The 25,198-nt window shown below is 44.9% G+C and carries 25 protein-coding genes; 17 read left to right on the forward strand and 8 right to left on the reverse strand.

What is annotated here, in order from left to right:
* Positions 1-90: 90 nt before the first annotated feature.
* From AC1DOV_RS17150 to AC1DOV_RS17165, 4 genes are all read left to right on the forward strand, one after another.
* A complete protein-coding gene (locus AC1DOV_RS17150) occupies positions 91-1,272 on the forward strand; it encodes an amidohydrolase family protein (RefSeq protein WP_477550554.1) in 1,182 nt (393 codons plus the stop codon).
* Between the two features lie 209 nt (positions 1,273-1,481).
* The gene (locus AC1DOV_RS17155) at positions 1,482-1,808 is read left to right on the forward strand and encodes a FlxA-like family protein (protein WP_477550555.1); all 327 of its coding nucleotides are present in this window, start codon (positions 1,482-1,484) and stop codon (positions 1,806-1,808) included.
* A 215-nt stretch (positions 1,809-2,023) separates the two neighbouring features.
* Positions 2,024-2,440, forward strand: coding sequence for an SRPBCC family protein (locus tag AC1DOV_RS17160; RefSeq protein ID WP_477550556.1), 417 nt, complete (start codon positions 2,024-2,026; stop codon positions 2,438-2,440).
* 1 nt (position 2,441) lies between these two features.
* A complete protein-coding gene (locus AC1DOV_RS17165; RefSeq protein WP_477550557.1) occupies positions 2,442-2,801 on the forward strand; it encodes an ArsR/SmtB family transcription factor in 360 nt (119 codons plus the stop codon).
* A gap of 344 nt (positions 2,802-3,145) precedes the next feature.
* Here the strand turns inward: AC1DOV_RS17165 and AC1DOV_RS17170 are convergent, their stop codons facing one another.
* From AC1DOV_RS17170 to AC1DOV_RS17205, 8 genes are all read right to left on the reverse strand, one after another.
* The gene (locus AC1DOV_RS17170) at positions 3,146-3,976 is read right to left on the reverse strand and encodes a 1,4-dihydroxy-6-naphthoate synthase (RefSeq protein ID WP_477550558.1); all 831 of its coding nucleotides are present in this window, start codon (positions 3,974-3,976) and stop codon (positions 3,146-3,148) included.
* Between the two features lies 1 nt (position 3,977).
* On the reverse strand, positions 3,978-4,685 hold the full coding sequence (locus AC1DOV_RS17175) for a futalosine hydrolase (RefSeq protein WP_477550559.1): 708 nt from the start codon (positions 4,683-4,685) through the stop codon (positions 3,978-3,980).
* A gap of 87 nt (positions 4,686-4,772) precedes the next feature.
* Entirely contained in the window at positions 4,773-6,140 is a 1,368-nt protein-coding gene (locus AC1DOV_RS17180) for a TrkH family potassium uptake protein (protein ID WP_477550560.1), read from the reverse strand.
* Between the two features lie 36 nt (positions 6,141-6,176).
* Positions 6,177-7,772, reverse strand: coding sequence for a histidine kinase N-terminal 7TM domain-containing diguanylate cyclase (locus tag AC1DOV_RS17185; protein ID WP_477550561.1), 1,596 nt, complete (start codon positions 7,770-7,772; stop codon positions 6,177-6,179).
* A gap of 144 nt (positions 7,773-7,916) precedes the next feature.
* Positions 7,917-10,184, reverse strand: a complete 2,268-nt coding sequence (locus tag AC1DOV_RS17190) for a PAS domain S-box protein (protein WP_477550562.1) — start codon at positions 10,182-10,184, stop codon at positions 7,917-7,919.
* Between the two features lie 167 nt (positions 10,185-10,351).
* Positions 10,352-10,837, reverse strand: a complete 486-nt coding sequence (locus tag AC1DOV_RS17195; RefSeq protein WP_477550563.1) for a hypothetical protein — start codon at positions 10,835-10,837, stop codon at positions 10,352-10,354.
* Positions 10,838-10,936: 99 nt separating this feature from the next.
* On the reverse strand, positions 10,937-11,440 hold the full coding sequence (locus tag AC1DOV_RS17200) for a hypothetical protein (protein ID WP_076266378.1): 504 nt from the start codon (positions 11,438-11,440) through the stop codon (positions 10,937-10,939).
* 138 nt (positions 11,441-11,578) lie between these two features.
* Positions 11,579-12,340 (reverse strand): hypothetical protein, encoded by a 762-nt coding sequence (locus tag AC1DOV_RS17205; RefSeq protein ID WP_441874580.1) that lies wholly within the window; start codon positions 12,338-12,340, stop codon positions 11,579-11,581.
* A gap of 284 nt (positions 12,341-12,624) precedes the next feature.
* Here AC1DOV_RS17205 and AC1DOV_RS17210 point away from each other — a divergent pair, with 284 nt between their 5' ends.
* The 13 genes from AC1DOV_RS17210 (at position 12,625) to AC1DOV_RS17270 (ending at position 25,170) form a co-directional block, all read left to right on the forward strand.
* The gene (locus AC1DOV_RS17210; protein WP_441874581.1) at positions 12,625-12,843 is read left to right on the forward strand and encodes a hypothetical protein; all 219 of its coding nucleotides are present in this window, start codon (positions 12,625-12,627) and stop codon (positions 12,841-12,843) included.
* 454 nt (positions 12,844-13,297) lie between these two features.
* Positions 13,298-14,701 carry an MATE family efflux transporter gene (locus AC1DOV_RS17215; protein WP_339205531.1) on the forward strand — a complete coding sequence of 468 codons (1,404 nt, stop codon included), beginning with the start codon at positions 13,298-13,300 and terminating at the stop codon, positions 14,699-14,701.
* 196 nt (positions 14,702-14,897) lie between these two features.
* Positions 14,898-15,431, forward strand: coding sequence for a YceI family protein (locus AC1DOV_RS17220; protein ID WP_441874582.1), 534 nt, complete (start codon positions 14,898-14,900; stop codon positions 15,429-15,431).
* 130 nt (positions 15,432-15,561) lie between these two features.
* Positions 15,562-17,565, forward strand: coding sequence for a GTP-binding protein (locus tag AC1DOV_RS17225; RefSeq protein WP_441874583.1), 2,004 nt, complete (start codon positions 15,562-15,564; stop codon positions 17,563-17,565).
* Positions 17,566-17,703: 138 nt separating this feature from the next.
* Complete coding sequence (locus tag AC1DOV_RS17230; protein ID WP_441874584.1) at positions 17,704-19,101, forward strand: UDP-N-acetylmuramoyl-tripeptide--D-alanyl-D-alanine ligase; 1,398 nt, start codon at positions 17,704-17,706, stop codon at positions 19,099-19,101.
* Between the two features lie 18 nt (positions 19,102-19,119).
* The gene (locus AC1DOV_RS17235) at positions 19,120-19,572 is read left to right on the forward strand and encodes an NUDIX domain-containing protein (RefSeq protein WP_441874585.1); all 453 of its coding nucleotides are present in this window, start codon (positions 19,120-19,122) and stop codon (positions 19,570-19,572) included.
* 362 nt (positions 19,573-19,934) lie between these two features.
* On the forward strand, positions 19,935-20,381 hold the full coding sequence (locus AC1DOV_RS17240) for a hypothetical protein (protein ID WP_477550564.1): 447 nt from the start codon (positions 19,935-19,937) through the stop codon (positions 20,379-20,381).
* Between the two features lie 4 nt (positions 20,382-20,385).
* A complete protein-coding gene (locus AC1DOV_RS17245; RefSeq protein ID WP_477550565.1) occupies positions 20,386-20,559 on the forward strand; it encodes a hypothetical protein in 174 nt (57 codons plus the stop codon).
* Positions 20,560-20,586: 27 nt separating this feature from the next.
* Complete coding sequence (locus AC1DOV_RS17250) at positions 20,587-21,264, forward strand: hypothetical protein (RefSeq protein WP_477550566.1); 678 nt, start codon at positions 20,587-20,589, stop codon at positions 21,262-21,264.
* Positions 21,261-21,917: an ATP-binding protein gene (locus tag AC1DOV_RS17255; protein ID WP_477550567.1), complete on the forward strand. Its 657-nt coding sequence runs from the start codon at positions 21,261-21,263 to the stop codon at positions 21,915-21,917. Before AC1DOV_RS17250 ends, AC1DOV_RS17255 begins: the two co-directional genes overlap by 4 nt.
* 20 nt (positions 21,918-21,937) lie before the next feature.
* Positions 21,938-22,342 carry a GNAT family N-acetyltransferase gene (locus tag AC1DOV_RS17260; protein ID WP_477550568.1) on the forward strand — a complete coding sequence of 135 codons (405 nt, stop codon included), beginning with the start codon at positions 21,938-21,940 and terminating at the stop codon, positions 22,340-22,342.
* Between the two features lie 283 nt (positions 22,343-22,625).
* Positions 22,626-24,431: a sensor histidine kinase gene (locus AC1DOV_RS17265; protein WP_477550569.1), complete on the forward strand. Its 1,806-nt coding sequence runs from the start codon at positions 22,626-22,628 to the stop codon at positions 24,429-24,431.
* On the forward strand, positions 24,409-25,170 hold the full coding sequence (locus AC1DOV_RS17270) for a response regulator transcription factor (RefSeq protein ID WP_076266368.1): 762 nt from the start codon (positions 24,409-24,411) through the stop codon (positions 25,168-25,170). Before AC1DOV_RS17265 ends, AC1DOV_RS17270 begins: the two co-directional genes overlap by 23 nt.
* The last annotated feature ends 28 nt before the right edge of the window (positions 25,171-25,198 follow it).

A 25,198-nucleotide genomic window follows, 5' to 3' on the forward strand; every position in this document is an offset into this window, starting at 1 on the left:
TATAGAATGTCCTATAAATACAAGATGCTCGTATGATAACAGCCTAACTAGGCACATATTAATCCAATAAAATGGCAGAGGGTGGAAGAAATGAACATCACACAACTAAATCGAGTTCTTATTAATGATCGTTTATTTGATATGACACTAGACTTGCAGAAGGGTACGATTTCAAAAATAACGCCAAGCAATAATGATTCTGCTGGCGTGAACACGGGTAGCGTAAGGGATGCTGAGGGATTGCAGTATTTGCCGGCGACGACCGATATGCATATCCATTTGGACAAACATTTTTTGGGTGAGCCGTGGAAATCGCTGCAGCCTTTTATCACATTGCCCGGACAATTGGCGTTTGAGAAGTCCATGCTGGCTTCACTGCCGACTACGGCAGCCGAACGTGCGCGTCGTCTAATCGATTTGCTCCTCAGCCATGGCACCACCAAAATCCGGACGCATGTAGATGTTGATCCAGAGCTCGGCATCTCACATTTGGAGGATGTGCTAACGGTGCGGGAAGAGTACCGTGGAGTTATGGAAATGGAGATCGTTGCATTCCCGCAGCAGGGTTTGCTTCGATCCGATTCCTTGCAGGTGATGAAGGAAGCTATGCGTGCTGGAGCCGAATATGTCGGCGGTGTTGATCCGGCGGGGCTTGATCGCAAAGTCGATCGGAGTCTTGAAGCTATGTTTGAGCTTAGTGCAGAGTTTAATGCGGGCGTTGACCTTCACTTGCATGATCCCGGCCACTTAGGTCTATATACGATAAGCCGCTTTGCTGAACTGACGGCACAAGCGAATAAAGGCGGAAGAACAGCAGTCAGCCATGCGTATTGCTTAGGGCAAGTGAGCGAAGGAGAGTCTAAAGAGCTCGCTCAGCAGCTTAAGGCAAATGACGTAGCGATCATTACGAGCGTTCCACTCGATAGACCAATGCCTCGCGTAGATCAGCTTGTAGCAGAAGGCGTTCGCGTACACGTCGGCTCGGATAATATTCTCGATGCTTGGAGCCCTTTCGGCAACGGCGATTTGCTAGCAAGAGGTGCGAAGCTGGCAGAAAAATTCGGCTGGATACTTGATGACGAGCTGCTGCAAACCTATCCGCTTATTTCCGCGGGGACGCTTGCACCCAAGGCAGGCGATCCTGCCAGCTTTATGCTGGTGGCTGCGCTGAATGCGAAGCATGCGCTGGCTTATGCTCCAGCTCGCACCGCGGCTTTCTCTAACGGGAAGCTGGTAGGCGGCAAATGGGCGGAAGCGATGACGAAGGCATAAGCACAAGAAATGTAACAGGCAGTGGACGCTCAGAGATAGACAAGAGACATTAACATTGGCGTAGGAAGTTACAGAAAGACACATTACATCGTTTACAACGTTAAAATTGAGTTAAACAATTCAGTACTGCCGCTCGTTCATATGGTGTTCATTATTTTTCTGTATGCTTGGCTTTCAAAGGTAAAGCGAGCATAGAGAGGAAGTAAACGATGAACCTATCATCTGTAACGAGCGGCAGCAAAGTATCCTATTCAGCGGTCACAACCGATACATCAAGCTTGGAGAAGCAGGTGACAAGCCTGCAGGCAGAGCTGAAAAAAGTGAATGACAGCAAGGATGACCAAGCGACCAAGGACAAGAAAGCGCAGGTTATTCAGCAGCAGATTCAGCAACTGGAGCAGGAGATTTTAAAGCAGAAGGGGAAGACAAGCGCTGCTTCGGCTGCTCCTTCCGAGGAAGCTGTCAGCGCAGTAGCGCCAAAAGTTTCGATAGGGCAAGTGGCAAATTCAGATCGGACGTTCGACATGCGTGTTTAGTTTAAAGTAAGCAGTCGTTTGGCTCGCTTCATGAATTAAGGCAGGTTCTATACTACGATATGAAATAAAGGAAGATTAAATGGGTAAACTAGCGATTGGCTTGGTTTACCTATTTGACGTGCAACCAAAAGGTGTTATATAATTTCGTTACGAAACCAAATGGTTTCATATTGTTGTCTATTAACTGCCAAGATACATTTAATGGAGGTCATGAGTTGGAAAACAATACGCTGCCGGATATTAAACAAACACTGGTACTTAACGCGCCGATTCAAAAAGTATGGAATGCTGTCGCAACATCCGAGGGGATTGCCGCATGGTTTATGCCGAACAATTTTCAAGCGGAGCTCGGTTATGAATTTCATTTGGAAGCGGGGCCTTTCGGAAATTCCCCTTGTAAAGTAACCGTACTTGAACCGCCGACGCGCCTTGCCTTTGAATGGGGCAAGGATTGGTCGCTCAGCTTTGAATTGTCTGATTTGGAAGGTAAAACGGAAATTACCCTTGTTCACTCTGGCTGGGATGCGAACAAAGTTACGGAATTCGGACAGTCGCATGCAGAGGTTCGTGATCGCATGTCAGGCGGCTGGGTTGGTCTTGTTCAGAAACTTAGCACTTATGTAGAGGCCTGATATGGCTGAGCCCGCACCAAAGCATGATGTGTTTCAGGCTATTGCTGACCCAACGCGTCGCAAGCTGCTGCATTTGCTTGGGGATGAGGAGCTTCCGGTTACCGTTATAAGCGGTCATTTCACGATGAGCCGTACGGCGGTTTCGAAGCATTTGCGTGTTTTGGCGGATGCTGGACTTGTGAAGGATAGGAAGGTTGGACGGGAAACACGTTACCGGCTTGACCCTGAGCCTCTCCTTGAGCTGAAGCGATGGCTGGCCTATTATGAGCGTTATTGGGAGAATAAACTGTTTGCGCTTAAGCGCTTTGTCGAAGCAGATGAAGATTCTTCTGCGGACCCGTTTGGCCCGCTAAGGTTATAGAAAAGGATTCCAGCAAGTAAGATCAAAGTGTGGCTGTAAAAGAAGAGGATGCTCCTATCGTAGATTTTTCTACTTTAGGTGCAGCCTCTTTTTTTAGTGCGGACTAAACAGATCGGTTCGCGTGCGAAAACAAGGCTAGTGAAAAGTAAGGCAGTGCTTTTGCTCTGTTGAAGCCATCATAATAGAAAACCCCCAATTCGTCGGAATTGGGGGTTTTGTTGTTCATTTTGCTGCAAAAAGTGCAGCTCACAAGCAGGCTGCAGATGAGTCGCTACATTGCAAGAAAATGCAGTGTAGATGGGAGCGGGTCTGCTGCGAAGCCTTCGTTTCTAAATAGCTTTGCGCTAGCGCAGCAGCGACAAGTCGAAGCTTGGGACGAGCCCTTCTTCAGCAGCACGGCCAAGCAGGGCAGTTATCGCGGCATACCCGTCGTCACCAAGGTTTCCAGTAAACTCATTGACGTATAAATCGATATGCGCCTGCGCAACGTCTGGCGAGAGCTCCTGCGCATGCATCATAATATAGGGGCGAGATTCCTCGGGATTAGCCCATGCATATTCAACGGATTCGCGAACCCAATTGGTAATCGCATCTGTGTCCAATGAGCGCTTAGCGATGATGGCCCCAAGCGGAATAGGCAAGCCTGTGTCTGATTCCCACCAGCTGCCTAGATCAGTCAGCAAGCTGAGTCCATATGTGGGATAAGTGAAGCGGGCTTCATGAATAACGAGTCCCGCATCGATTTGACCATCGCGAACGGCAGGCATAATTTCGTGGAAGGGCATGACGACAATTTCGAGATCCCCGTTCGGAATATGCTGAGCCGCCCATAGTCGGAATAACAGATAAGCGGTTGAGCGCTCACTTGGTACAGCTACTCGTTTGCCTGCTAGATCCGCAGCACTTTTTATTTCTCCGGCAGTTAATACGAGCGGTCCGCAGCCTCTGCCCAGCGCGCCTCCACAAGGTAGGAGTTTATAATCTTCCAATACCCACGGGAGTGCAGCGTAGGATATTTTCATGACTTCGGGCCCTTTGCCTTTTGCTGCCCAATTGTTCGTAATATCGATATCGGCATAGGTAACGTCCAGCTCAGGTGCACCTGGAATAAGCCCGTGCGCCCAAGCATGGAAAACAAAAGTATCATTTGGACAGGGTGAATAAGCGATATTCATTTTAAAAAACCTCCCGTATGGCTTTACTAGCTGCTTCTAATGAGGCTAATGCTTCTCCAATGCGCCACGCGGAGCGATCCCGCGGTCCAACCGCATTGGATATCGCGCGAATTTCAGTAACTGGAATACCAAGTGCGGATGCAGCTACTGCAACGCCATGGCCTTCCATTCCTTCCGCAGACGCGCCGCTGATTCGCTTGCTTAGCGCAGCAGTGGTCTCAGCCGTACCTGTTGCTGTTGTAACGGTAAGAATAGCGCCGCTGCACACCGATAAGCCCGCTGATTGAATAGCAGTATACAAACGATCATTCCATGTCGTGCTTACGGCAATACGTGCTGAACCGAACCCCAGCTCGTCCAAGCTAAGGAAACCATCCTGCGTCTCGGCCCCTAGGTCAGCAGCTACAATGAGATCGGCAACGACTAATGAGCCTATCTCTGCTTTTCCGACAAAACCGCCGCCAATGCCAGCGCTTATGACCAAATCGTAGGATTCCGCTGCAGCAGTTAAGTACGCCGCTGTGCGTGCTGCCGCCGATGCTGCGCCTACTCCAGCTGTTATGACGTCGACACGGTTTAACCCATCTAGCCCGCGAAGAACCGCATCGCGCTCGGCATCAACCGCAGTCACGATCAGCACTCGTTTACTGCTATTGCGCCATTCCTCACGAGATTCCAGTATCGACTCGTTATGTGAATTTTTAATCATGATGACGTTAACTCCTTTAGTAGCCTTCCGGAACAACTAGCCTTTAGCTATCGTATCATTCACTAGATTATTGATGCAAATGCGAGCCTAACCAATCGTGATCTTGCCTTCAGGGTAACGGTAGAGCTCTTTTTTGGAACGAGTGTTAAGCGCGAAAGCCAATGTGACAGGCCCTAGCCGTCCGACAAACATAAGCAAAATAATAATAATTTTTCCTATTTCACTCAAGTGGCTCGTTAAACCTGCTGACATGCCAACCGTACAGTAGGCAGAGGTCGCTTCAAACAATATGGCAAGAAAAGACCCTGTCTCCGTAATGGAGAGGAGCATGGTCGCCCCGCAAATAATCGAGAACGCAATCATGGTGAACATAATCGCTTGATGAATTTGGTTTTTGGATATGCGATAACGGAACATCACGACATCTTCTTTTCCCCTCATCATCGCAACGATTGCTCCAATGAGAATAGCGAAGGTCGTTACACGAATACCGCCGCCCGTTGAGCCAGGGCCCGCACCGATAAACATAAGCAGAATGATGAAAAACTGTGTAACCTCTCGCAGCATGCTGGGATCAACCGTACTTAAACCAGCTGAACGAGCTGTAACTGATTGGAACAAGGCGCCAAGAATTTTTCCGATTGCGGATAGCGGGTGAAGCGTGCTGGAATTGGAAAACTCCAAGGCAAATATAACAATCGCGCCAACTGCGGTAAGAAGGCCGGTAACAGACAAAACGACCTTGCTATGTAAGCTGAGCTTTCTATTTTTTGGATAGTTCACAAGTTCTGATATAACGATAAACCCGATTCCGCCAAAAAAGATCAACAGCATCGATACGATATTAACGAACGGGTCCTCCACGTAATGGATAAGACTGCTTGCCCGTTCGGGAAATTGGGAAAACAAATCAAAGCCAGCATTGTTGAAAAAAGAAATACTATGGAAAATGCCAAAATAAATCGACTTCCCGACCGGCATTTCCAGCATGAAATAGCTGCTAAGCAGTACCGCTCCGGTTAACTCGATGACTAGAGCGTAGAGTAGAACTTTACGAATCATGCGTACGATGCCTTCTGTCGAACCATAGTTCATGGATTCTTGCAGCACGAGCCGCTCCCGAAACGAAATGCGCTTGCGAAACAGCAAAGCAAATAAGGTTGCCATCGTCATAAAACCTAATCCGCCGATTTGGGCTAATGCGATGATGACAACCTGACCGAATGTGGAAAAATGAGTGCCGGGATTTAATACAGTAAGTCCTGTTACGCAAATTGCGCTGGTGGACATAAACAAAGCGTCCAGATAAGAAAGCGAAACGTCATTCGAATAAGATATAGGCTGCGATAAGAGCTGGGCGCCAATCAATATAATGAATATAAACCCGAAGGTCATCACTTGAGGAGGACTTGGCCGAAAACGCAATTTGTCGCGTAAGGCAGCAAGCTTAAACATGAGGTCATCCCACCTATCTCTTTCATGCTAGTATGGTTATTTTTGTTGAATTGCATGTACACGGTCCTGATTGGACAAATGCACAGCGTTTCTTCCGCTATGCTTGGATTGGTAGAGTGCCACGTCTGCTTCACTTAATAGCGCTTCAAGCGGAACATCGGCGGATTTTGCCTCAGCGACCCCGAAGCTAGCGGTTATGGATATCGCTCTAGCCGCGCTGTAGAGCGGATTTCCGGCAATGGCTGCACGTAGCTGCTCAGCGATTTGACCAGCTTGTACAAGTGATGTATTCGGCAAGCTTATAGCGAACTCTTCTCCGCCATAACGTCCGAATAAGGCATCAGCAGGGAGCGTTTGCTGGCAAATCATTACGACATGCTGTAATGCAAAATCGCCTAAGCTATGCCCATAACGGTCGTTGATTTGTTTGAAATAATCGATATCAATCAAAATAAACGAAAGCGGCTGCTTCGTTTGATGGGCAGAGGAAAGCAACTGTCTGCTTTTTTCCATAAAGAAGGTTCGATTATAAATAGAAGTAAGCCCATCAATTTCCGCGAGATGGCGCAGCTTATTCTGAAGCAGTGTATACTCCGTCACATCGATCATCACGATGGTTCTGCCAGCAAGCTGGCCATTTGGCTTTAATAGGTTGGAGGCTCTTATCCGGTAGTAGAACGTTTCCCCGCCTCGAATCCATTTGAACTCCTGCTCGTACTCTCCGGTTTCGTCCATTCCGAAGGAAAAGGCGCCTGATTCGGCTCCGCGCTTCCAAATGTGATCCAGCTTCTGGCCAATCGCTAAAGGAGTAAGCGCAGGAATAATTGTTGTGGCTGCGCCATTAAAGTCCATGATTTGATTTTCTAAATTAAGAACGAGAACGCCGTCACGCATGCTCTCAAAAATATGTTCCCGCGCGATAGGAGCAACGGTCAGCAGCGCAGTCGAGAATATGGATGTGACATACAATATGGATGTCACACACATAAGAATCGGAACAGGGTCCATCCCAAGCGGGGTTTGACCAAGCACATACATAAGCGCCCCTAACATAGGGAGCGAAATGCCTACTGCCAGTGTGAGCATTTGCTTGCGATAAATGGATTTTGTCTTCTGCCAATGACGCGCCAATATAAACAAGCTGGCGAGCATAGATCCAAAAGTGTATCCGCCATGCACGTAATACCAGATGCCAGGCACTACATCCACCACTGTTGTAGCAACATGAGGCCGCAAATATAAGTTTTTATAAAAGAGATTATGATATTCGTTGGTAGTGACCATGAGCAGCGTTATGGCAGGAATAACGAATAAGACCCATGATTTTTTGAACGTATTGAATTTATTTAGCCCAACATAGTGCATGATGAGCAGGAGGCTGCAAGGAGCGATAAAGGGCATGCCTATATATTCAATGTTTAACCAAAAGCGGATTTCTTGAAGCGAATCGCTGGCAAGCTCAAATGCGAAAGCAAAGGTGTATACGGCTGATAGAGCGGTCATCCACATAAACACGCTCATACCCGAAAATTTAGTCTTGTTGTAATAAGCATATATGGCAAGCAGCACGCTAAGAACGCCTGAAATAATGACAATAATAATATACTGTGACATAGGGGAATTCATAGTCATGACATAAGCGACTCCCAATGTAGCGGAATGATAATACGTACTTATTAAAAAAACTATGGATGGGTAATAGGCTACGGACACATTTTACCATAGTAGCTTAATTTTCTACAAAATAATATAAAACCGGACAGCAAGGTCGTTATCCTAGCTGTCCGTTGGCAATGATATTTCAACGCAGGTGCCTGAGCCGAGCTCGCTGTGGAACACAATGGTGCCCTTATGCGCAGCGATAATCTGTTGGCTTACCATAAGGCCGAGACCATTTCCGCTCGTTTTATTCGTAAAGAAAGGCTCTCCTAGGCGAAGCAAATCACTCTCGGAAATTCCGCAGCCTTGATCGATAAATTGCAGGATGATTACTTTATTAGCATCACACGCCACCTTCACAGAGAGTACGCCGCCGCTGGTCATCGATTCAATGCCATTTTTCATAATATTTACGAAAACCTGCTTCAGCTGATTAGCCTCGCCAATCACCTCAGGAAGCTCGGCTTCCGCGAGCAGGGCAAGCTGCACATTGCTCATCTTTGCCTCTGAATCGAGCAGCATCATAATATCGCCAACGAGGCGGATGATATTCACAGGCTGATAGATCGTGGCCTGCGGCTTAGCGAATACGAGAAACTCGCTCACGATCATATTAATCTGATCGAGCTCGCCGAGCATAATCTCAAGATGAGCTGGCGATAACGAGCCGGTCTGCTTGTGCAGCTGTACAAAGCCACGCAGTGTCGTAAGCGGATTGCGAACCTCATGCGCCACGCCCGCAGCAATTTGACCAACGACGGATAGCTTCTCAGACCGCCTAATGATCTCTTCTGTTTGTTTGCGTGAAGTAATATTCCGAGATATAGTGGCAATCGCAATAATGGTGCCCAGCTCGTCGCGAATAGGTGAAATCGTAATGCTGAGATCGATGAGTTTGCCGGATTTACTGTAACGCACAGTTTCATAATCCGTTACAGAGCCGCCTCGCATTACAGTAGCCTCAAGCTCTTTGTGTGAGCTTAAGTAGTCTCGCGGAACGTTATCAAGCGTGATGCCAAGCGCTTCTTCTTGGCTCCAGCCGTACATTTTTTCAAAAGCGATATTGACCTGTATGACATGGCCTTCCAAATCAGTGACGTGAATGGCGTCCGATGTATGATTGACGAATGATTCCAAATACTGCTTCGTGCTTTGCAGCTCTTCTGCAGCAGCTTTAAGCTGAGTTGTATAATGATTTAGATTATTGCCCATCGTATCGACACGAGAGGCAAGCAAGCCTAATTCATCCTCGCTGCGAATCGTAATGATTTCCCCGAAATCTCCTGCAGCAATCGCGTTTACTTTACGTATAACTTGATTGAGACCGCGCAGCATGAAGCCGGCTATGAAATAGCTCGCAATCATCGTAATAAGCACGAGTCCAAGTGAAATGACAAATTGCATAACCAGCAGCTGATTAACGGGCTTTTGAATCGCTTTCTGATCAAAAACGACGCTAAACACATAGTTTTTGTTCGTCTTAATCGGGATAAAGTTTTTGATAACCGGAACGCCGTTGATGTTTCTTTTGACAGTAAGGCTCTTACCGGTTTTATTGACTTGTTGAATATTTAAAAAATCGTTTGATTGATCCTGATAGTTATAGTCGCCAAACGGAATGGCACGAACGTCGAGGTTGTAAACGGGAATGCCTTGTTTGTATTTAATAATTTTGTCCTTGCCGTAAAACTCAAGGTCGAATCCGGTAACTTCTAGAATATCGGATTGATCGGCAATGATCTTGTTAACGATTGCATCTGTCCCAATGGTATAGTCGAAATCAAGCAGCACCTGAGCGTTGACGTATGGATTGATGATATAGTTTGTTGAACCGTCATAGTAATAGCCCCATTTGCGAATTTCGGACGGATCCGACGTTGAGAAATTAAACGGGCCTGACCAGAAGTTTTTGAGCTTCTGACCTTGCACAATGTTTACTTCTTGTTTGTCGAAAAGCTGTAAAAAGGCAACATGCCAGTAATCCCAGGTTTTTGAGCTCATATTAATTTCATTGGGGTCTGAGGAACGTTTCGCAACAACATCGTTTCCAAAGCGCTGCCATAATGTAATATGATCGACGCCAAGCTGAGCGCTAAGCTTTACGAGCTGCTCATTTGTTACATTTTTAATTTCGGGATCCAGCTGTGACTTTGCCGCTAGAGAGGCAATGCGCAGCTTGTCGCCAAGCGTGTCCTCCATGTACTGGCGGGCGTTCTCTGACGCTTCGACAGTACTGCTTATTTGCTTTGCAATATTAGTAAACTGAACTTCTAGATTAGCCTCAGCTTCAGTTTTTGTTGTGTAGTAATAGAGCAAGGTGCTTAGTGTCAGTATGACAGCTACTATTATGGATATGGAGAAGGATAGCTTAGCTTTAATCGACAAAAATAATTCCTCCCACGGTCTAAGATGCTCCTACTTACAATTAGACACGGAATGACAAAAATCCTGTTTAGGCGCACAGAAAAAAGGAGAAACAGCAATCGTTTCTCCTTTTATGAAGCAATACGGATTTTGGTACCTATGAACAAACATTCGTTGCCATGTATCGGCTAGGCACGTGAGAATTGCTCTTCTTCTAAGTACTGCTCAGCTTCCTCGTAGGTCTCGAAAGCGGATTCCAGATTCAAGTCGGCATATAGATACCAAAGATCTTCTTCGAACAGCAGTGTTAGCACAGCATTGTCCGGTCCGATCCAGCGCTCTTCTTGCGGTGCCTTTTGCTTTTTCTTTTTCTTCGATTCCGGTTTATCTGGCGGTGCGATGGATAGAGAATGGATCGATTTCTCAATAAGCGAGCGAAGCTCTTCCTCGTTGAAATCGCGAATGTTGACTAGGCCTTTGTCATCGGTTGCTACACCTTTAACTAAGCCAGCGAAAACATAACCGTTTCCGTTCGGATGCAGATGGTGCACGACCGACTTTTTCTCATGTGCGCTTTCTTCGTAATGGAAGTTCGTGCGGCCAAGAGAAACATCCTTCCGTTCTAATTCAGGAAAGCCTTCAATTATTGCAAGCTTTTGTTCAAAAGACAACATCTTTTATTTCCTCCTAAAGGTTTGCGCAGCAAACCACCTCGTAAGCATGTGCTTAGGTTCGCGATGCATGTGATTATACCATACCATAAGAGGGAGTTGTTAGATGTCTTTCTTCTTCGTCAGCAGGATGACAGCGCCGCAGAGAATAAGGATGATCGCAATGATCGGCTGGCTGAGTAAAAACTTGCTGTAGAGGGAGCCAATGGAGAAGACGGCGAAGAAGAGAATAGACAACACAGTCAAAATGTTAATGGGAATAAGCAGCCATTTGTTCCGATTGCCGAACCAATAAAATTCGAACAAGCCAACGGCGACGGCGAGAATAAAGCCCGGCCACATGTACCCCCAATTGTTGAATAACATAGCGATCTGACAAACGACACCTGCAGTGAACAAAATGCCTCCCGGAATTAATAGGCCTGATCCACGTCTGCCAATCATGGAGAAGTACAGCCAGTGGAAGAAAAGCCCAACAGGTATGACGAATAACGATGGCCAGAAGTAGGCAAATATTTTGCCTGGGCCAAATTCTTCGCCTTGGTTTAGAAATAACACAGCTCCGAGCAGCAGGAGGACAAACCCGCTAATGGTTTTTAGCTTCATTGTTTTATTGCACCCCAATCAACGTTTTATTAGCTGAATTCAGCATAGCATACATTGAAATTAACTGTCCTCCTGCTGTAGGTAAAATGGTTAGCTGGACTAAAGTCTAGTACTTACTCCTCCTCTGCATAGGGGTTGTCAGTGCTGGATGACAATTTGGCGCTCCGAGGGATGCAGAGAAAAAGCTTCATCTATTCCGTCGGGGATAATGCTTAGCCGCTCAGACAGGCGATTGCCCTCAAAGGCCATCATAAAGGGAATGCCCAGTATGGCTAAAACAACGAGTAGAACGCCAGTATGGCGCAATTTGCGCAGCCAAGGGCGGTAAACAGGTGGTGCCTCCGCTGCAAGCTGGTTGCGGTGAGTTTGAAGCATCCAGACGATGCAAGCAATAAACAAAAAGAAGGTGGTCGTCATTGTCACGAAAGACCAGCGGAATGAATGAGGTGGAATAAAAGCAAAATAAAGCATGGCAAATGAGCAAAGCGGTGCTAGCTGAAAGGGAACAATAAGTACGGGATCGGATGCTTGGCGGCGCCGTGCTACATCATTAGCATTATCAGTCCGGGCGTTCGTTCGCCGTATGAGCCTGCGCATTTTTGGGTATGAACCAAGCCAAATGAGCAGCACTGGAATGATGGCAAACGGCGTGTGAATGAGCAGCCGATGTGTCCAAAACTGAGGATGCGTCATCGAAGCCAGTATTAAATCTGCTCCAGCAATTCCCACTGTAAGGAAGCTTAAGCAAACAGACCAAAATAACAGCTTGCGTGTTTTGTAATTAAGCTGCTGCTCGGTTTGGCTATAAGCCAGTTTAGATGCTTTGGCAGCAACTATTAATGAAAAAATGACAAAGAGCATTAACGTGCCGAGTTCAAAATAAATGAATAAATAATGCATGGAATGAGCCCCCTGAAAGTAATGATAGCACCATATACAGTTATATTATAGAAGCGATTTTACTAGTCGTTATACATCTTATCTAGTTCATCTGTTATGCAAAACCGCCGTAAGTCGGAACGAAGTACTAGACCTCTGGCGGGGAAAAAAAGTCGAAGAAACGCAAATGGAATCGAACAATACAAAATGCGGAAATAGTTCCTATGAAACGACATTTTACACCTCTTGTTTAGTTCTATGAAAGCGCTACAATTAAGGTAATAAGAAGTAGGAGGTGAATAAACATGAGCCAAGAAGAAGAAGTAGTTCAAGAAGGCGTGGAAGAAACCGCTGAACTGATTTCGGAAGAGGCTCCAGCTGAAGAAGTAGTAGAAGCTGTTGAGGCTGAACTGGAAGAAGAAGTGGAAGAAGCTGCTGCAGCTACGGAGGAAGAATCCTCTGAGGAAGCAGAAGAAGAGTCAGCTGAGGAAGAAGAAGCTGAGGAAGAGTCTGAAGAGCAATAATGATATCTATCATTTTATATTATAAAGAGAAAGACTGTTCTTAGGTTGCTTTGGCGACCCAAGTACAGTCTTTTTTTATTGTAAAAAAGGCTGGATTATACTTATTTCTTAGATCTATTTTTAAAAACCACGATTAGACCGCCAATAGAAATGCCAACTATAGCCCACGCTGCAATAAACAATATTGAATTCATGAGGTACACTCCTTATTTGTTACTGTATCGTTGAATAAAATTAGACACTAATTATAACATGTTTAATAGTTGATTTTTCTTTCTAACTGTGAATCTTCTGCTTCTAAAAAGGTAACGACTCGGCATTATAGGAAGATTGTTTTAGTAGAAGAAATACAAAAAAATTATTTATGTAAAGGTACGATTCTAACGTGCAATAAGCTATTTTATATGCTACGATACCTTGTGTTTTACTTTTTATAATAGAAGCAGGTGACAGCATGACAACAGCAGAGGCTGGTAATGGAACAGGGCAAAAGGATCAGAAGGGCTTAAGCTTATTTTTTCTGACATGGCCCATATTTTTAGAAATCTTTTTGTTTATGCTGATGGGTATTGCAGATACGCTGATGCTGAGTGCAATTTCGGATAATGCGGTATCCGGCGTTGGTGCATCAAATCAATATTTGCATATAGCAATCTTACTATTAGAGGTAATCGGCAACGGGGCATCCATAGTCGTTGCGCAATATATCGGTTCTCGCAAGTATGTAGAAGCTGCCAAAATATCAGCGCTCGCAATCTCGCTCAATCTAGTAGTCGGGATTTTTATAAGCCTTATGTTCGTGTTGTTCGGCGGACATTTGCTGCAAACGTTAAATTTGCAAGGTGAAATACTTGAACATGCGAAAAGCTATTTAGCCATTGTAGGCGGCATGATTTTCCTTCAAGCTATCATCAACTCGATATCTGCCATTATTCGTGTACACGGTTTTACAAAGGAAGCGATGTTCGTATCGCTTGGCATGAATATCGTTCATATTATCGGAAACTATTTGCTTATTTTCGGGAAATTCGGATTTCCGGAGATGGGAGTTCAAGGTGCGGCGTTGTCATCAGTCATTAGCCGTGGTTTAGCGCTCATCGTCTTCTTCTGGATGCTGTACCGGATTATGTCAGTACGGATTGAAATCAAGTATTATATTGCATTGTCCAAGGAGTATATCCTTAAAATACTGAGAATCGGCATTCCGTCTGCATTGGAGCAAGTGATGTATCAGGCATGCCAAATCGTATTTTTGTATTATGCTACGTATCTTGGCGCGGCCTCCTTGGCGGCGAAAAACTATGCGAATAATATTTCGATGTTTACGTACCTGTTTGCCTTCGCAATTGGCATGGGTACTGCGATTATCGTAGGCAGGATGGTCGGTGCAGGCGAGCAAACGATTGCCTACCGTCAAGTATGGAAAAGCGTGCGCTGGGCAAGTGCCGTAACCTTGCTTGCCGTGTTGCTCGTTATTTTGTTCCGCGAGCCGCTCATGCGAATGTTTACGGACGATGAGGAAATTGTTCGGCTGGGCATAAATGTGCTCCTGCTAAGCATCGTGCTGGAGACTGGCCGTACGATTAATATCGTGCTTATCAACTCACTGCGTGCATCAGGCGATGCAAAGTACCCTCTGTATATCGGAATGGGTTCTATGGTCGCAATGAGCTTGCCGCTTGGCTACTTCTTCGTATTCCAGCTTGATCTGGGCCTCGCTGGTATTTGGCTGGCGATTGCAGCAGATGAATGGCTGCGAGCCGTTATTATGTTTTTCCGATGGAAGAGTAGAAAATGGGAGAAATATGGGCTCGTTAAGCGTGATAATAAGGAGAAATCCGCAGTTTTGCAGGGTTAAGATGAGCTAAGGCAAAGCTGCTCGCTCAAATCATAATGAATAATGGACATCAGAGAAGTTTAACCACTTCACTGGTGTCTTTTTTTTGTAAATACAATTGACATAAATAGGATTACGCAATAAGATATAAATATACATAATATAAGTTAGTAAGTTTTAAAAAGTAAGTTAATATTTTATTTGGAGGAATTTTAAAATGGCAAAATCACAATGGACGGTTGATTCCACGCACAGCAGCATCGATTTCTCGGTAAAGCATATGATGATCGCAAAAGTAAAAGGTACTTTTCATGCGTTTGAAGCCAATATTTCCGCTGATGCGAATGACCTGACTTCAGCTGATATCCAGCTTACGATTGATCTTGATAGCGTGGACACACGCAACAAGGATCGTGACGCACATTTGCGCAACAATGATTTTTTTGATATCGAGAAGTTTCCGAAGCTTGTATTTACTGCAACGGCAATCACAAAAACAGACGACGGCGAATATTCCGTTGTTGGCGATGTGAGCCTTCATGGCGTCACACGTTCCGAGAAATTTGCAGTCAGCTTCGAAGGCGCAGGCAAAGACCCTTGGGGCAACGATAAAGTAGGCTTTAGCGCGACGGGCAGCCTGAAACGCAGCGACTACGGCTTAACGTATAATGCTGCTCTTGAAACGGGCGGCGTGCTCATTGGCGACGAAGTGAAGATTTCAATTGATATTGAAGCGATTCATCAAGGCTAATGGATTAAGAAGCATATTTATTAACGGCTCATCGGGCATTTGCCCGGTGGGTCGTTTTTTGTTGCTGTAAAACGCTTTCAGCGGTAGGATAAGGAAAGGAACAGCTAGTGAGAGTAAGGGGATATGCAATATGGAGCCAAATGCTTCAACACATATAAGGAACATCGGAATATTTGCTCACGTTGATGCGGGGAAGACGACTACAACAGAGCAGATTTTATTCCATAGCGGTCGCATTCGTTCGCTTGGCAGCGTGGATGCAGGCACGTCACAGACGGATTTTCTAGAAGTGGAACGCTCAAGAGGCATATCGGTACGTGCAGCAGCAACCCGTTTTACTTGGCAAGGAGTAACGATTAATCTGGTCGATACACCGGGGCACGTCGATTTTCTCTCTGAGGTCGAACGTTCACTGCGCGTCATGGATGGAGCGGTGCTTATTCTGTCGGCAGTTGAGGGTGTGCAGGCACAGACAGAAGTCATATGGCATGCGCTGCGCGAACGAAACATTCCAACGCTTATTTACGTGAACAAGCTGGACCGAATCGGTGCAGATCCAATAGGAACGATCCAGCAAATTAAGCGTTTGTTATCCAATCAAGCAGCGCCAGTTCAGGCTCCGCTTGGTATCGAGGATAGTTTCAGCGGTGGAGTTAGCCTGCTCGTTTCGGGAATAGCAGAGAGTGAGACGGAGGAAGCGCAGCTTTATTTGCAGCAGCTGGAGGAGACCGTAGCAGAGCAAGATGAATCGCTGCTTGTTCAATATTTGGACAGCGGCACACTGCCCAAAGCAGAACTGAATCAACTGCTGCCTGCGCTTACGCAGCGCGGTGAATTATTTCCAATTCTTTTTGGCGCATCGAATCGTGGGATAGGCATCGAGCCTCTCATGCAAGCAATGATTACGCTGCTGCCGCCGCCTCAAATCGTCTCAGACGGTCCGGTGTCGGGCGTCGTCTTCCGTATCGAGCGCGATGCAGCGATGGGTAGAATCGCCTATGTCCGCCTGTACAGCGGGGTGATTCGCAATCGTGATTCCGTCCGCAATGAGACGCAGCAGATCGAAGAGAAAATTACGCAGATTCGCAAAATCGATGGGCAAAAGGCCGAGGATGTAGGGCTGCTCGCGGCAGGCGATATTGCAGCGGTCTGCGGTTGGACTCAGGCGCGCATTGGCGACATTATAGGCAGCGCTGAGTTTGTTCCCGGTGAGACGCGGATGGCTGTTCCGCTGCTGACGGTACAGGTGCGCTGGAGCAACGAAGCCGAATATCCGGCTGTCGTTGCGGCGCTGCATGAGCTTGCGGATGAAGATCCGCTGCTCGATTTGCAATGGCTGCAGGAGCAGCGCGAGCTGCACCTGAAAGTCATGGGGCCGATTCAGATTGAGGTGCTGACGCATGTGCTGAACAATCGGTACGGCTTAAAGGCTGAATTCGATCAGCCATCGGTTATCTATAAAGAGACGCCTGCTCAATCAGGCGAGGGTTTCATTGCCTATACGATGCCGAAGCCATGCTGGGCAATTCTGCGGTTTCATATTGAGCCTGGTGAGCGCGGGAGCGGGATAACGTTCAGCTCCGTTGTCCGATCAGAGCGGCTGCTTGACCGCTATCAGAACGAGGTGGCAAGAAGTGTGCCCGAAGCGCTTCAGCAGGGGCTCTTTGGCTGGGAGGTAACGGATATAAAGGTTACTCTCGTTGAGGGTGAACATCATGTATGGCATACGCATCCGCTAGATTTTGCAGTCGCAACCCCAATGGGCATTATGGATGGCTTGTCGCGTATTGGAGTAAAGCTGCTGGAGCCAATGCTCTCCTTCCGCCTCTCTGCCCCAGAAGAGACGGGCGGCAAGCTGATGAATGAGCTCATTCTAATGCGAGGCGAGTTTGATACGCCAGTCGTCAGGCAGGAGAGAATGGAAATTGAAGGGATCATTCCTGTTGCTACGTCTCTTGAGTTTCCTGCGAGATTTGGATCACTAACCAAGGGCAGAGGTGCGCTTGCAACCTTCTTCGCCGGGTATCGCGAATGTCCGCCTGATGTAAAGGCGGAACGGGTAAGGCGAGGCGTCAATCCGCTGGATCAGTCAAAATATATATTAGCTGTTCGAAATGCGCTTGCCGGCTCATAGCCGCAAGCGTTTTTGTTCATTTATATAGCACAGGGCATATATTTAGGAACGGAAGGGAAATACGAGCGAAGTAATTTAATTTAAGGTAAAATATGGGTATCTATACAAGTGTGTAAACCTGATAAAGGGAGGATTTTAATGATCATACGTTCCCTTGAAGAAATTATAAATATGTCTGATGGTTATGCGTTGCAAGATAGCTTGTTTGGATTCTTGGATCAAAAGGTCCATGGCGTATCCATTGATACAAGAACGATTCATCCTGGCAATTTGTATATTCCAATCGTACGGATCGACGATGGACACAAGTACGTTAAGCAGGCTTTTGAAAAGGGGGCAGTTGCTTCTTTATGGCAAGCAGATCATATCCCGCCACCTGAAGGCTTACCGATTATTATAGTAGAAGATACGTTAAAAGCACTGCAAAACATCGCCATGGCGTATCGAAGCCAATTAAACTGCAAGGTAATTGCTGTAACAGGCAGTAATGGCAAAACAACGGTTAAGGATATGGCCTATACCTTATTGAGTACAACGTTTAACGTTCAGAAAACAAGTGGAAATCTCAATGGCGAGTACGGACTTCCGCTCTCTTTATTAGAGGTTAGAGATGATACAGAAATCGTTGTTTTAGAAATGGGCATGAGCAACAGAGGTGAAATTAAAATTCTGTCTGAAATTGCAAAGCCTGATGTTGCTATAATTACAATGATTGGCGTTTCTCACTTGTCGAATCTAGGTTCTAGAGAACAAATCGCTTTGGCCAAGTTGGAAATAATTGAGGGACTAAACTCTGAAGGGAATTTCCTGTTTAATGGCGATGAGCCGCTGCTCGTTAAGGGACTGGAGGAGAGAGGCTTTCCGTGGACAGGAGCAACCATTCGATTTGGTCTATCTCCATCCAACGATTATTTTCCTCTGAATATAGAGCACAAGCAATCAGATCTCTTATTCACATTAAAGCAATATCATATGCCATTCCGATTGCCGCTCCTTGGTAGCCATAATGTGGCCAATGCCATTGCCGCGATTGCTGTTGCAAACCTTTTTAAAATCGATGAAGAACATATTCAATTAGGGCTGAGCAATTTAGAGATTTCAGGAATGAGAATGGAGCGGATTTGGTCGGCCAAGGGTTTCTTAATTATTAACGATGCTTGGAATGCCAGTCCTGTTTCTATGCAGGCGGCCATTGAAACGGTTCAAAACTTAGAGGGATTCCATAAAAAAGTATTAATATTAGGGGACATGCTCGAACTAGGAGATGCCGAGGCAGCGTTTCATGAAGAAGTAGCCCGGAGTGTGGATTTATCAAAAATTCACTCGGTGTTTACTTACGGTCATATAAGCAAAATAATTTCGGATACGCTTCTCGATAATGGTTTTGAGGGAGAAGCCAAACATTTCACATCAAAAATAGCTTTAACTGGAGAGTGCATGCGAATCCTGAGTAAAGATGATGTTGTTTTAGTAAAAGGATCTCGCGGTTTGAAGCTAGAAGAGGTCTGTCACCTTCTAGAAGATAAGCAGCTATAGGCAGAAGGAGAGGATTTTATGTTGAAGAGAGTGAATGAGCTTCCGACGGATAAAAGAATCGCTGGCATACATAGTATTCCTTTGCTCGAGGATGGCTCTATCGTGATGGTGTGGGATCGCAACGAGCAGACGCTGACGACGGTTGGCGGAAGAATTGAACCAGGCGAGAGCATCGACGAGGCGCTGGATCGGGAGACGGTGGAGGAAGCCGGACTGCTGCTGATGCCGGAGAGAATACCTGTTGCCTGCTGGTATTGGACGGAAACAGATACGTATACCGTATTTGTTGTTGCGAAGGTTCATAGCTTCGTTCCGATGCCGGAAGGATTTGAGACCACGGGGCGCGTCACCTTTAATTTCGAAACGGCTAAACAAGTTGTGAATCGAATAGAAGGACATGGCCAACGTATACTTATATTAAATTATGCGGAAGAAGCTGCCTCTCACATATTCACAACCCAAAACCCATGATCTTTACTCTAACGAACTGTACTATGCTTATTATGCAAAAAACTACGTTTGTTTAATTTTAACGAAACTAATTGACGTTATAGTAAGCTATGTAAGGTGTTAGGATCTATTTTTCGCAAAATAACGATTCTGGAGTTCGTTGTAATTTTAATTCATTACGAATGGTTTAAATAAGAGTGATTAGGTTCGTAAGCGATAGGGAAAATATGCTTATGCTCCTTCAAAAAAACAAAGCAGGGTCTGTTTCAAGCGTAGGTAATCCTACTTCTGAGACAGCCCCTTATTTGTTTATTATGATTCTCATGCAACTCTCTCTCTATTTTTTCGTCATAATAAGATACAATATAGGGAGGTGAGACCAAATGAGGAATTTTATGTTTTTAATGAGCATTTTTTTCGCAGTAAGTTCATTTATTACGTTAGGGACTGCTCATGCGGATTGGGCGCAGCGTTTCGTTGTGAACGAAGGCAAGTCTTACATAGTTTCAAATACTCAGGTGGAATCCGCACAGATTGGCTCTAAAATCGGTAAGGTTACTTCCTATTCAGACAAAGAAGGAACGTACTCTGGCAATTTCTCAAACGTTTATCCGAAAGGAACGGAATACTACGCAATTAAGGATATATCGATAAAAGAGGCCATTGCGATAAAGCGGGACGACGGTACTTTCATTAAGGCAGCGTATGGGAGCGAATATGAAGGAAAAGCAATTAATTTAAAAACAGTGCTGTTTTATATCGGCGGCCTATTTTTGTTGATTATCGTTTTTATGCTTGTGAAAAATAATTGGAAGCGAAAAAGAGGCTGATACGATGAGCACAAAACATTATTTTGCTATATGGTTAGTTATCCTGTTTTTCGAATTAGGGTATCTGTTCAATTTAACCCATCGTGTGCATGATACTGAAGATACTCTAGTAATTATTGTTGTTATCGCCGTTACGCTTGTTGTGGGCAATACCTTCATAAGAAGTGTGAAAAAATAATGGCTCTGTCCGAATAGAGGGAATTGTATGGTAACCAAGGTAGTATCAGTGCTGCTGGGACTTCTATTTTATCGCTCCCCTGTATTTAAGTTCACAGAGGACGAGGTCAATGAATATGAAAGATTGTATTCGGATGCTGTCCGCAATAAATCTGAAATAATGTACGCCAGCACTTTTCCAAAATTCCGTTTTGCTCAGTATATTGCAATGACGAAACCAGTCATTATGCACGGGTCAAATCATAAAAATATTGAACAATTCGAGTTAAGAAAGCAGACGCTTTTTAACGGTAAATATGTAGAAGCCATATTTGGCACAAAAGATGGCATTTGGCCGTTGTTTTATGCGGTTTTTGATCGGAGTAAAGTGGTAGGCAACTTTCGAAATGCTTGTTTAAAAGTGAAGGCATCTCAGAGCTATTATTTCTTCTCTATCACTAGCGAGACTAAAAATAAAGCACCTTGGACGAGCGGAATGGTGTACATTTTACCACAGGATACGTTCAAAATGGTTAGTCATTCTGTCGTGTCTTTTGACGAGTGGATTAGTGAATCGCCGGTGCTGCCCATTACAAAAATAGAGGTAGGTCCCCAAGATTTTTACTTCATAGATAAGGTTGCAAGCCATAAAGCAGAGGAACCGCTATTCATTTCATGGATTTTCTATAAACGCAGAGTTAAGCGGAATGTGAAGGTGTTATCATGACAATTATACATATGGAAGGTGCGAGTGCAGTTGGCAAGACGACCACCTCAAGCGCATTAGCATTAAAATACGGCGGTTATCATATTCCCGAAGTGAATACGTTGTGGAAACGCCCAGAAATCGAGTATCCTGAATGGTTTTTTGAGCGTCAGCTTGATCGCTTTAGAATAGCGCAGGAAAAGAGTAAGGACCATCGTTTCGTTGTTATTGATATCGATCTATTTCAGCCTTTCTGGTACAACTGGGCTTTTGGGTATACTCTCTTTGGCGGACAGTCGCTTGAGTTCCTAACGGATTATTTCCATAAGCAATTGCTTGCACGTAAGATTGGCTTTCCAGATAAGTATTATTTATTGAGCATAAATGAGGCTGAGCTGCGTAAACGCAAAGAAGGTGACGCAACTAGGGGACGTGGCGGATTTGAAATGAATTTAACATTTATTGAACCGCAAAAGCAATATTTTGAAGCTTTAAATTCATTTATTCCGGGTTTGGTCAGTTTCATTGAATCCGTATCAATTGAAGATAATGTACAACAAATTGTAGAGACAATGCCATCAAGACCGCTAGAACACAAGTATTCTGTGGAGCTGTTTGACTTTATGGTCAGTTGGCTTCGCGAAAATAAGGCTTCTGATTTTCTAAGAGGATAATAGGGGAGTTGGGTGTTGATATGGAGCTATTGTATGACCGGTTTGTAATAAGCGATGATAAATCAATGCTTAAGTTTGACACCATTTGTGGCTTCTTAGCTAGAAGCTATTGGGCGAATAAAAGGTCATTAGAAATGATAAAAAAATCTATAAATAACTCGGTCTGCTTTGGCGTGTATGATGGGGACAAGCAGGTTGGTTTTGCTCGTGTAGTAACGGACTTTGCGACTATGTATTATCTGTGCGACGTTTATATTGATGAGGAATATAGAGGCGCCGGGCTAGGGAAGAAATTAGTAGAAGTGATAACCGAGCAATTTGAAGGAATGATGGGTCTACTTGGTACGCTCGATGGTCATGGACTATACGAAAAGTATGGCTTTATGAAAAACACGGAACGTTTTATGAATAGAAGGCCTCGTTAAAAAAAGGATTCTCTATAAATACAGAATTAAGCGGAGCACGAAGGTGCTTTCAAGAAGATAATTTACGGTATGCGACAACACGCCATTTGAGGGAGCCCATAAGGGCTCTTTTTTTTCACTGGGCGCAAACACCGCAAGTTAGGTCAATTCATTCGCTTATGTCATGATGAAGGAGAGTTATCCGCTTTATTTTCAAGCTTGCTCCTACGGACTATTCGCGTTATCTTGAGAGGTATGTCGAATCAATTTTTAAACAGATGAGAGCACATGGGGGGCATATCGCGTGAACAAATGGATTAGAGGCTTAACTCCAGAAACGTTCAAAAACAGAATATTGATGGCTTTTTTGCTGCTAGTGCTAGCTCCATTCGTTTTATTAGTTATTTATAATTTTAGTGAAACGGAAAGAGTTCTGCAGGAGGAAGCCTCCGCCAAAAACGAGGATCAGCTTCTCGATATCGAGAAGTCTTTCCTAGATGTGCTCGGGCTTGTTATGAAGACAGGCCTGCTATTAGAACAGGATGACACCATCCGCTCGGTTATGAAAAATCCGGAGCAGAAAGATCCGCTAACGCGGAAGGAACTGGTGGAAAATAAGTTCGCAAGCATTGAGAACAGCTTCTTCCTGACTGGTGCAACGGTGTATTATACGCTGGTAGATAAACAAGGTTATGCCTATACCTCCTTTGCTCCTCGTGAGCCACTGAATTACTCCTCGATTACGAATGAAGCATGGGTAAAGATGCTTTCCTCCAATGAAGGGGAAAGCTCCATTTGGAATGCAAGCGATACCAATTATGTGAGTCCGGTTATTAAACCCAATCAAAATATGCTTAGTCTCTATCAGATGCTCCGCGATGAGAATCTTAAAGAGTACGCCTATGCCCGTATCAGCATCGATTATGAGCAATGGTTCAACAAGGTGATGAGAGATAGGCAGCGCGAAGGCATTTATTATTTATTGGATCATACAGGAAAATCAATGGTGCAGTCCGATGCCGATGAAGCGATTGATCCTGCCATTTTATCAGCGATGCTCGAAGTAAAAGAGCCCTCTGCATCCGCTTCCATTGTTAGCCAAGATGAGAAGGTATTGTATACGTTCAGCCATATTGCTCAGTTAAATGGATTTATTGTGAAAAAAGTACCCTTGTCCTTGCTGTTTGAAGAAGTGGAAACGTTGAAAAAACGCTTTTTCGCCATCTTCGGGTTGATTACGCTTGTGTTTGTCATGATGACCTATTTTATTTCTTCAACGATTACTGTTCCTCTAAAAACGCTGCAGCGAAAGATGGAGATATCGGTCAAGACTAACCTCAAAGTAAAGCTGCCAGAACAAGGGCGAGGTGAAATTCTTGCACTCACGCGAAGCTTCAATACCATGATTGACGATATAAATGGCTTAATGGAACGGCTTCAATTAGAGGAACGTCAGAGGCAGATCGTCCGCTTTCAGGTTCTCTTATCTCAAATGAACCCGCATTTTCTTTTGAATACGCTTAATGTTATTAAAAGCATAGCGCTTGAGAAGGATGAGGATGACATTTATGAAATTTGTGTTTCGCTCGGAAAAATATTAGAGACGACATTGAATGTAGAGGTCGACCTTATATTGCTGAAAGATGAGATTGCGCTTATCGATTCCTATATGCGCATACAAAGCGCTCGCTTCGGTGGGCATATTACAGTCAGCTATGAGCTAAGTGACGAGCTAAACTTTGCACTGGTTCCGAAATTCTGTCTTCAGCCTTTGGTAGAAAACGCCATTATACATGGGTTTGGAGGGAGACGGAGTGACGGCCGAATTGAAATCAAAGCAGAGGCGAGACATGATCTTTTGTATCTTGAAGTGGCGGACAATGGAGTAGGGGTAGAACGTGCCAAAGAGAAGAAGGTGTTCCGTAAGCGGAAGAGCATCGGTATTCAAAATATTCGAGAAAGCTTGGAGCTTCTTTTCAAAAATCAGAGTACAGGCTTGTCCCTTGCCTCATCAGAAGAGGGAACAAAGGTAATGATGCATCTCCCTCTATTATTATCGAAACCCTATTTAAAGGAGGCTGACAGCAATGTGGACCGTATTGATCGTTGATGATGAACAGCATGCAAGAGCGAGTCTCAGCAAGTTGATGAGCAAAGCTAATCTTCCTTTTGAAATTATAGCCACTGCTAATGACGGCGAGGAAGCGTTGCAGGCGATTCGAGAATTGCAGCCGGACGTGGTCATTTCCGATATTGATATGCCCATGATGGATGGAGTAGAGCTGCTGAAATCTGTCAGGAAAGAAGGGCTTGATTGCCGATTCGTTATGCTTACCTGTATGAATGAGTTCGAGTATGCAAGGCAGTCGCTGGAGTTCGGAGCGTCCAGCTATTTACTTAAGCTTTCAATGGATGTGAGCGGGTTGAAGCAGGCACTAGAGAAGGTAACCCTTGAATTAGAGCAGCGAGAGCAATTAAGGAAAGCAGCCAAGTGGTTTCCGAAGAAGAATACGTCTGAACCTACGGATCATCCTGAGATGAATAAAATTATTCGCCATATTGAGGAGCATTACGCTGAGGAAATCACATTAAAACGTGCAGCTGAGCTCATCTCTATGGATGCAAGCTATGTGAGTGATTTGTTTAAGAAAAAAACGAGCCAAACCTTTATTCACTATGTACAGAACCGCCGAATCGAGGCAGCAAAGATGCTGCTTGAGGAAACAAGCCAATCGATAGGCGAGATTGCAAGGCAAGTAGGATTCGAGAATGACAACTATTTTATTAAAATATTTAAACGATGGTGCGGCATGACGCCAAGTGAATATCGCAAAGAGCAAAATAAATGATCCAAAGAATGTATCATGAATCGCCAAA

Source organism: Paenibacillus sp. 01T47 (assembly GCF_056398245.1).

Coding starts and splice junctions, on each gene's coding strand:
- AC1DOV_RS17150 (WP_477550554.1), top strand. CDS start 91: ATGAACATCACACAACTAAATCGAGTTCTTATTAATGATCGTTTATTT.
- AC1DOV_RS17155 (WP_477550555.1), top strand. CDS start 1,482: ATGAACCTATCATCTGTAACGAGCGGCAGCAAAGTATCCTATTCAGCG.
- AC1DOV_RS17165 (WP_477550557.1), top strand. CDS start 2,442: ATGGCTGAGCCCGCACCAAAGCATGATGTGTTTCAGGCTATTGCTGAC.
- AC1DOV_RS17170 (WP_477550558.1), bottom strand. CDS start 3,976: ATGAATATCGCTTATTCACCCTGTCCAAATGATACTTTTGTTTTCCAT.
- AC1DOV_RS17175 (WP_477550559.1), bottom strand. CDS start 4,685: ATGATTAAAAATTCACATAACGAGTCGATACTGGAATCTCGTGAGGAA.
- AC1DOV_RS17180 (WP_477550560.1), bottom strand. CDS start 6,140: ATGTTTAAGCTTGCTGCCTTACGCGACAAATTGCGTTTTCGGCCAAGT.
- AC1DOV_RS17185 (WP_477550561.1), bottom strand. CDS start 7,772: ATGACTATGAATTCCCCTATGTCACAGTATATTATTATTGTCATTATT.
- AC1DOV_RS17195 (WP_477550563.1), bottom strand. CDS start 10,837: ATGTTGTCTTTTGAACAAAAGCTTGCAATAATTGAAGGCTTTCCTGAA.
- AC1DOV_RS17200 (WP_076266378.1), bottom strand. CDS start 11,440: ATGAAGCTAAAAACCATTAGCGGGTTTGTCCTCCTGCTGCTCGGAGCT.
- AC1DOV_RS17205 (WP_441874580.1), bottom strand. CDS start 12,340: ATGCATTATTTATTCATTTATTTTGAACTCGGCACGTTAATGCTCTTT.
- AC1DOV_RS17210 (WP_441874581.1), top strand. CDS start 12,625: ATGAGCCAAGAAGAAGAAGTAGTTCAAGAAGGCGTGGAAGAAACCGCT.
- AC1DOV_RS17215 (WP_339205531.1), top strand. CDS start 13,298: ATGACAACAGCAGAGGCTGGTAATGGAACAGGGCAAAAGGATCAGAAG.
- AC1DOV_RS17220 (WP_441874582.1), top strand. CDS start 14,898: ATGGCAAAATCACAATGGACGGTTGATTCCACGCACAGCAGCATCGAT.
- AC1DOV_RS17225 (WP_441874583.1), top strand. CDS start 15,562: ATGGAGCCAAATGCTTCAACACATATAAGGAACATCGGAATATTTGCT.
- AC1DOV_RS17230 (WP_441874584.1), top strand. CDS start 17,704: ATGATCATACGTTCCCTTGAAGAAATTATAAATATGTCTGATGGTTAT.
- AC1DOV_RS17235 (WP_441874585.1), top strand. CDS start 19,120: ATGTTGAAGAGAGTGAATGAGCTTCCGACGGATAAAAGAATCGCTGGC.
- AC1DOV_RS17240 (WP_477550564.1), top strand. CDS start 19,935: ATGAGGAATTTTATGTTTTTAATGAGCATTTTTTTCGCAGTAAGTTCA.
- AC1DOV_RS17245 (WP_477550565.1), top strand. CDS start 20,386: ATGAGCACAAAACATTATTTTGCTATATGGTTAGTTATCCTGTTTTTC.
- AC1DOV_RS17250 (WP_477550566.1), top strand. CDS start 20,587: ATGGTAACCAAGGTAGTATCAGTGCTGCTGGGACTTCTATTTTATCGC.
- AC1DOV_RS17255 (WP_477550567.1), top strand. CDS start 21,261: ATGACAATTATACATATGGAAGGTGCGAGTGCAGTTGGCAAGACGACC.
- AC1DOV_RS17260 (WP_477550568.1), top strand. CDS start 21,938: ATGGAGCTATTGTATGACCGGTTTGTAATAAGCGATGATAAATCAATG.
- AC1DOV_RS17270 (WP_076266368.1), top strand. CDS start 24,409: ATGTGGACCGTATTGATCGTTGATGATGAACAGCATGCAAGAGCGAGT.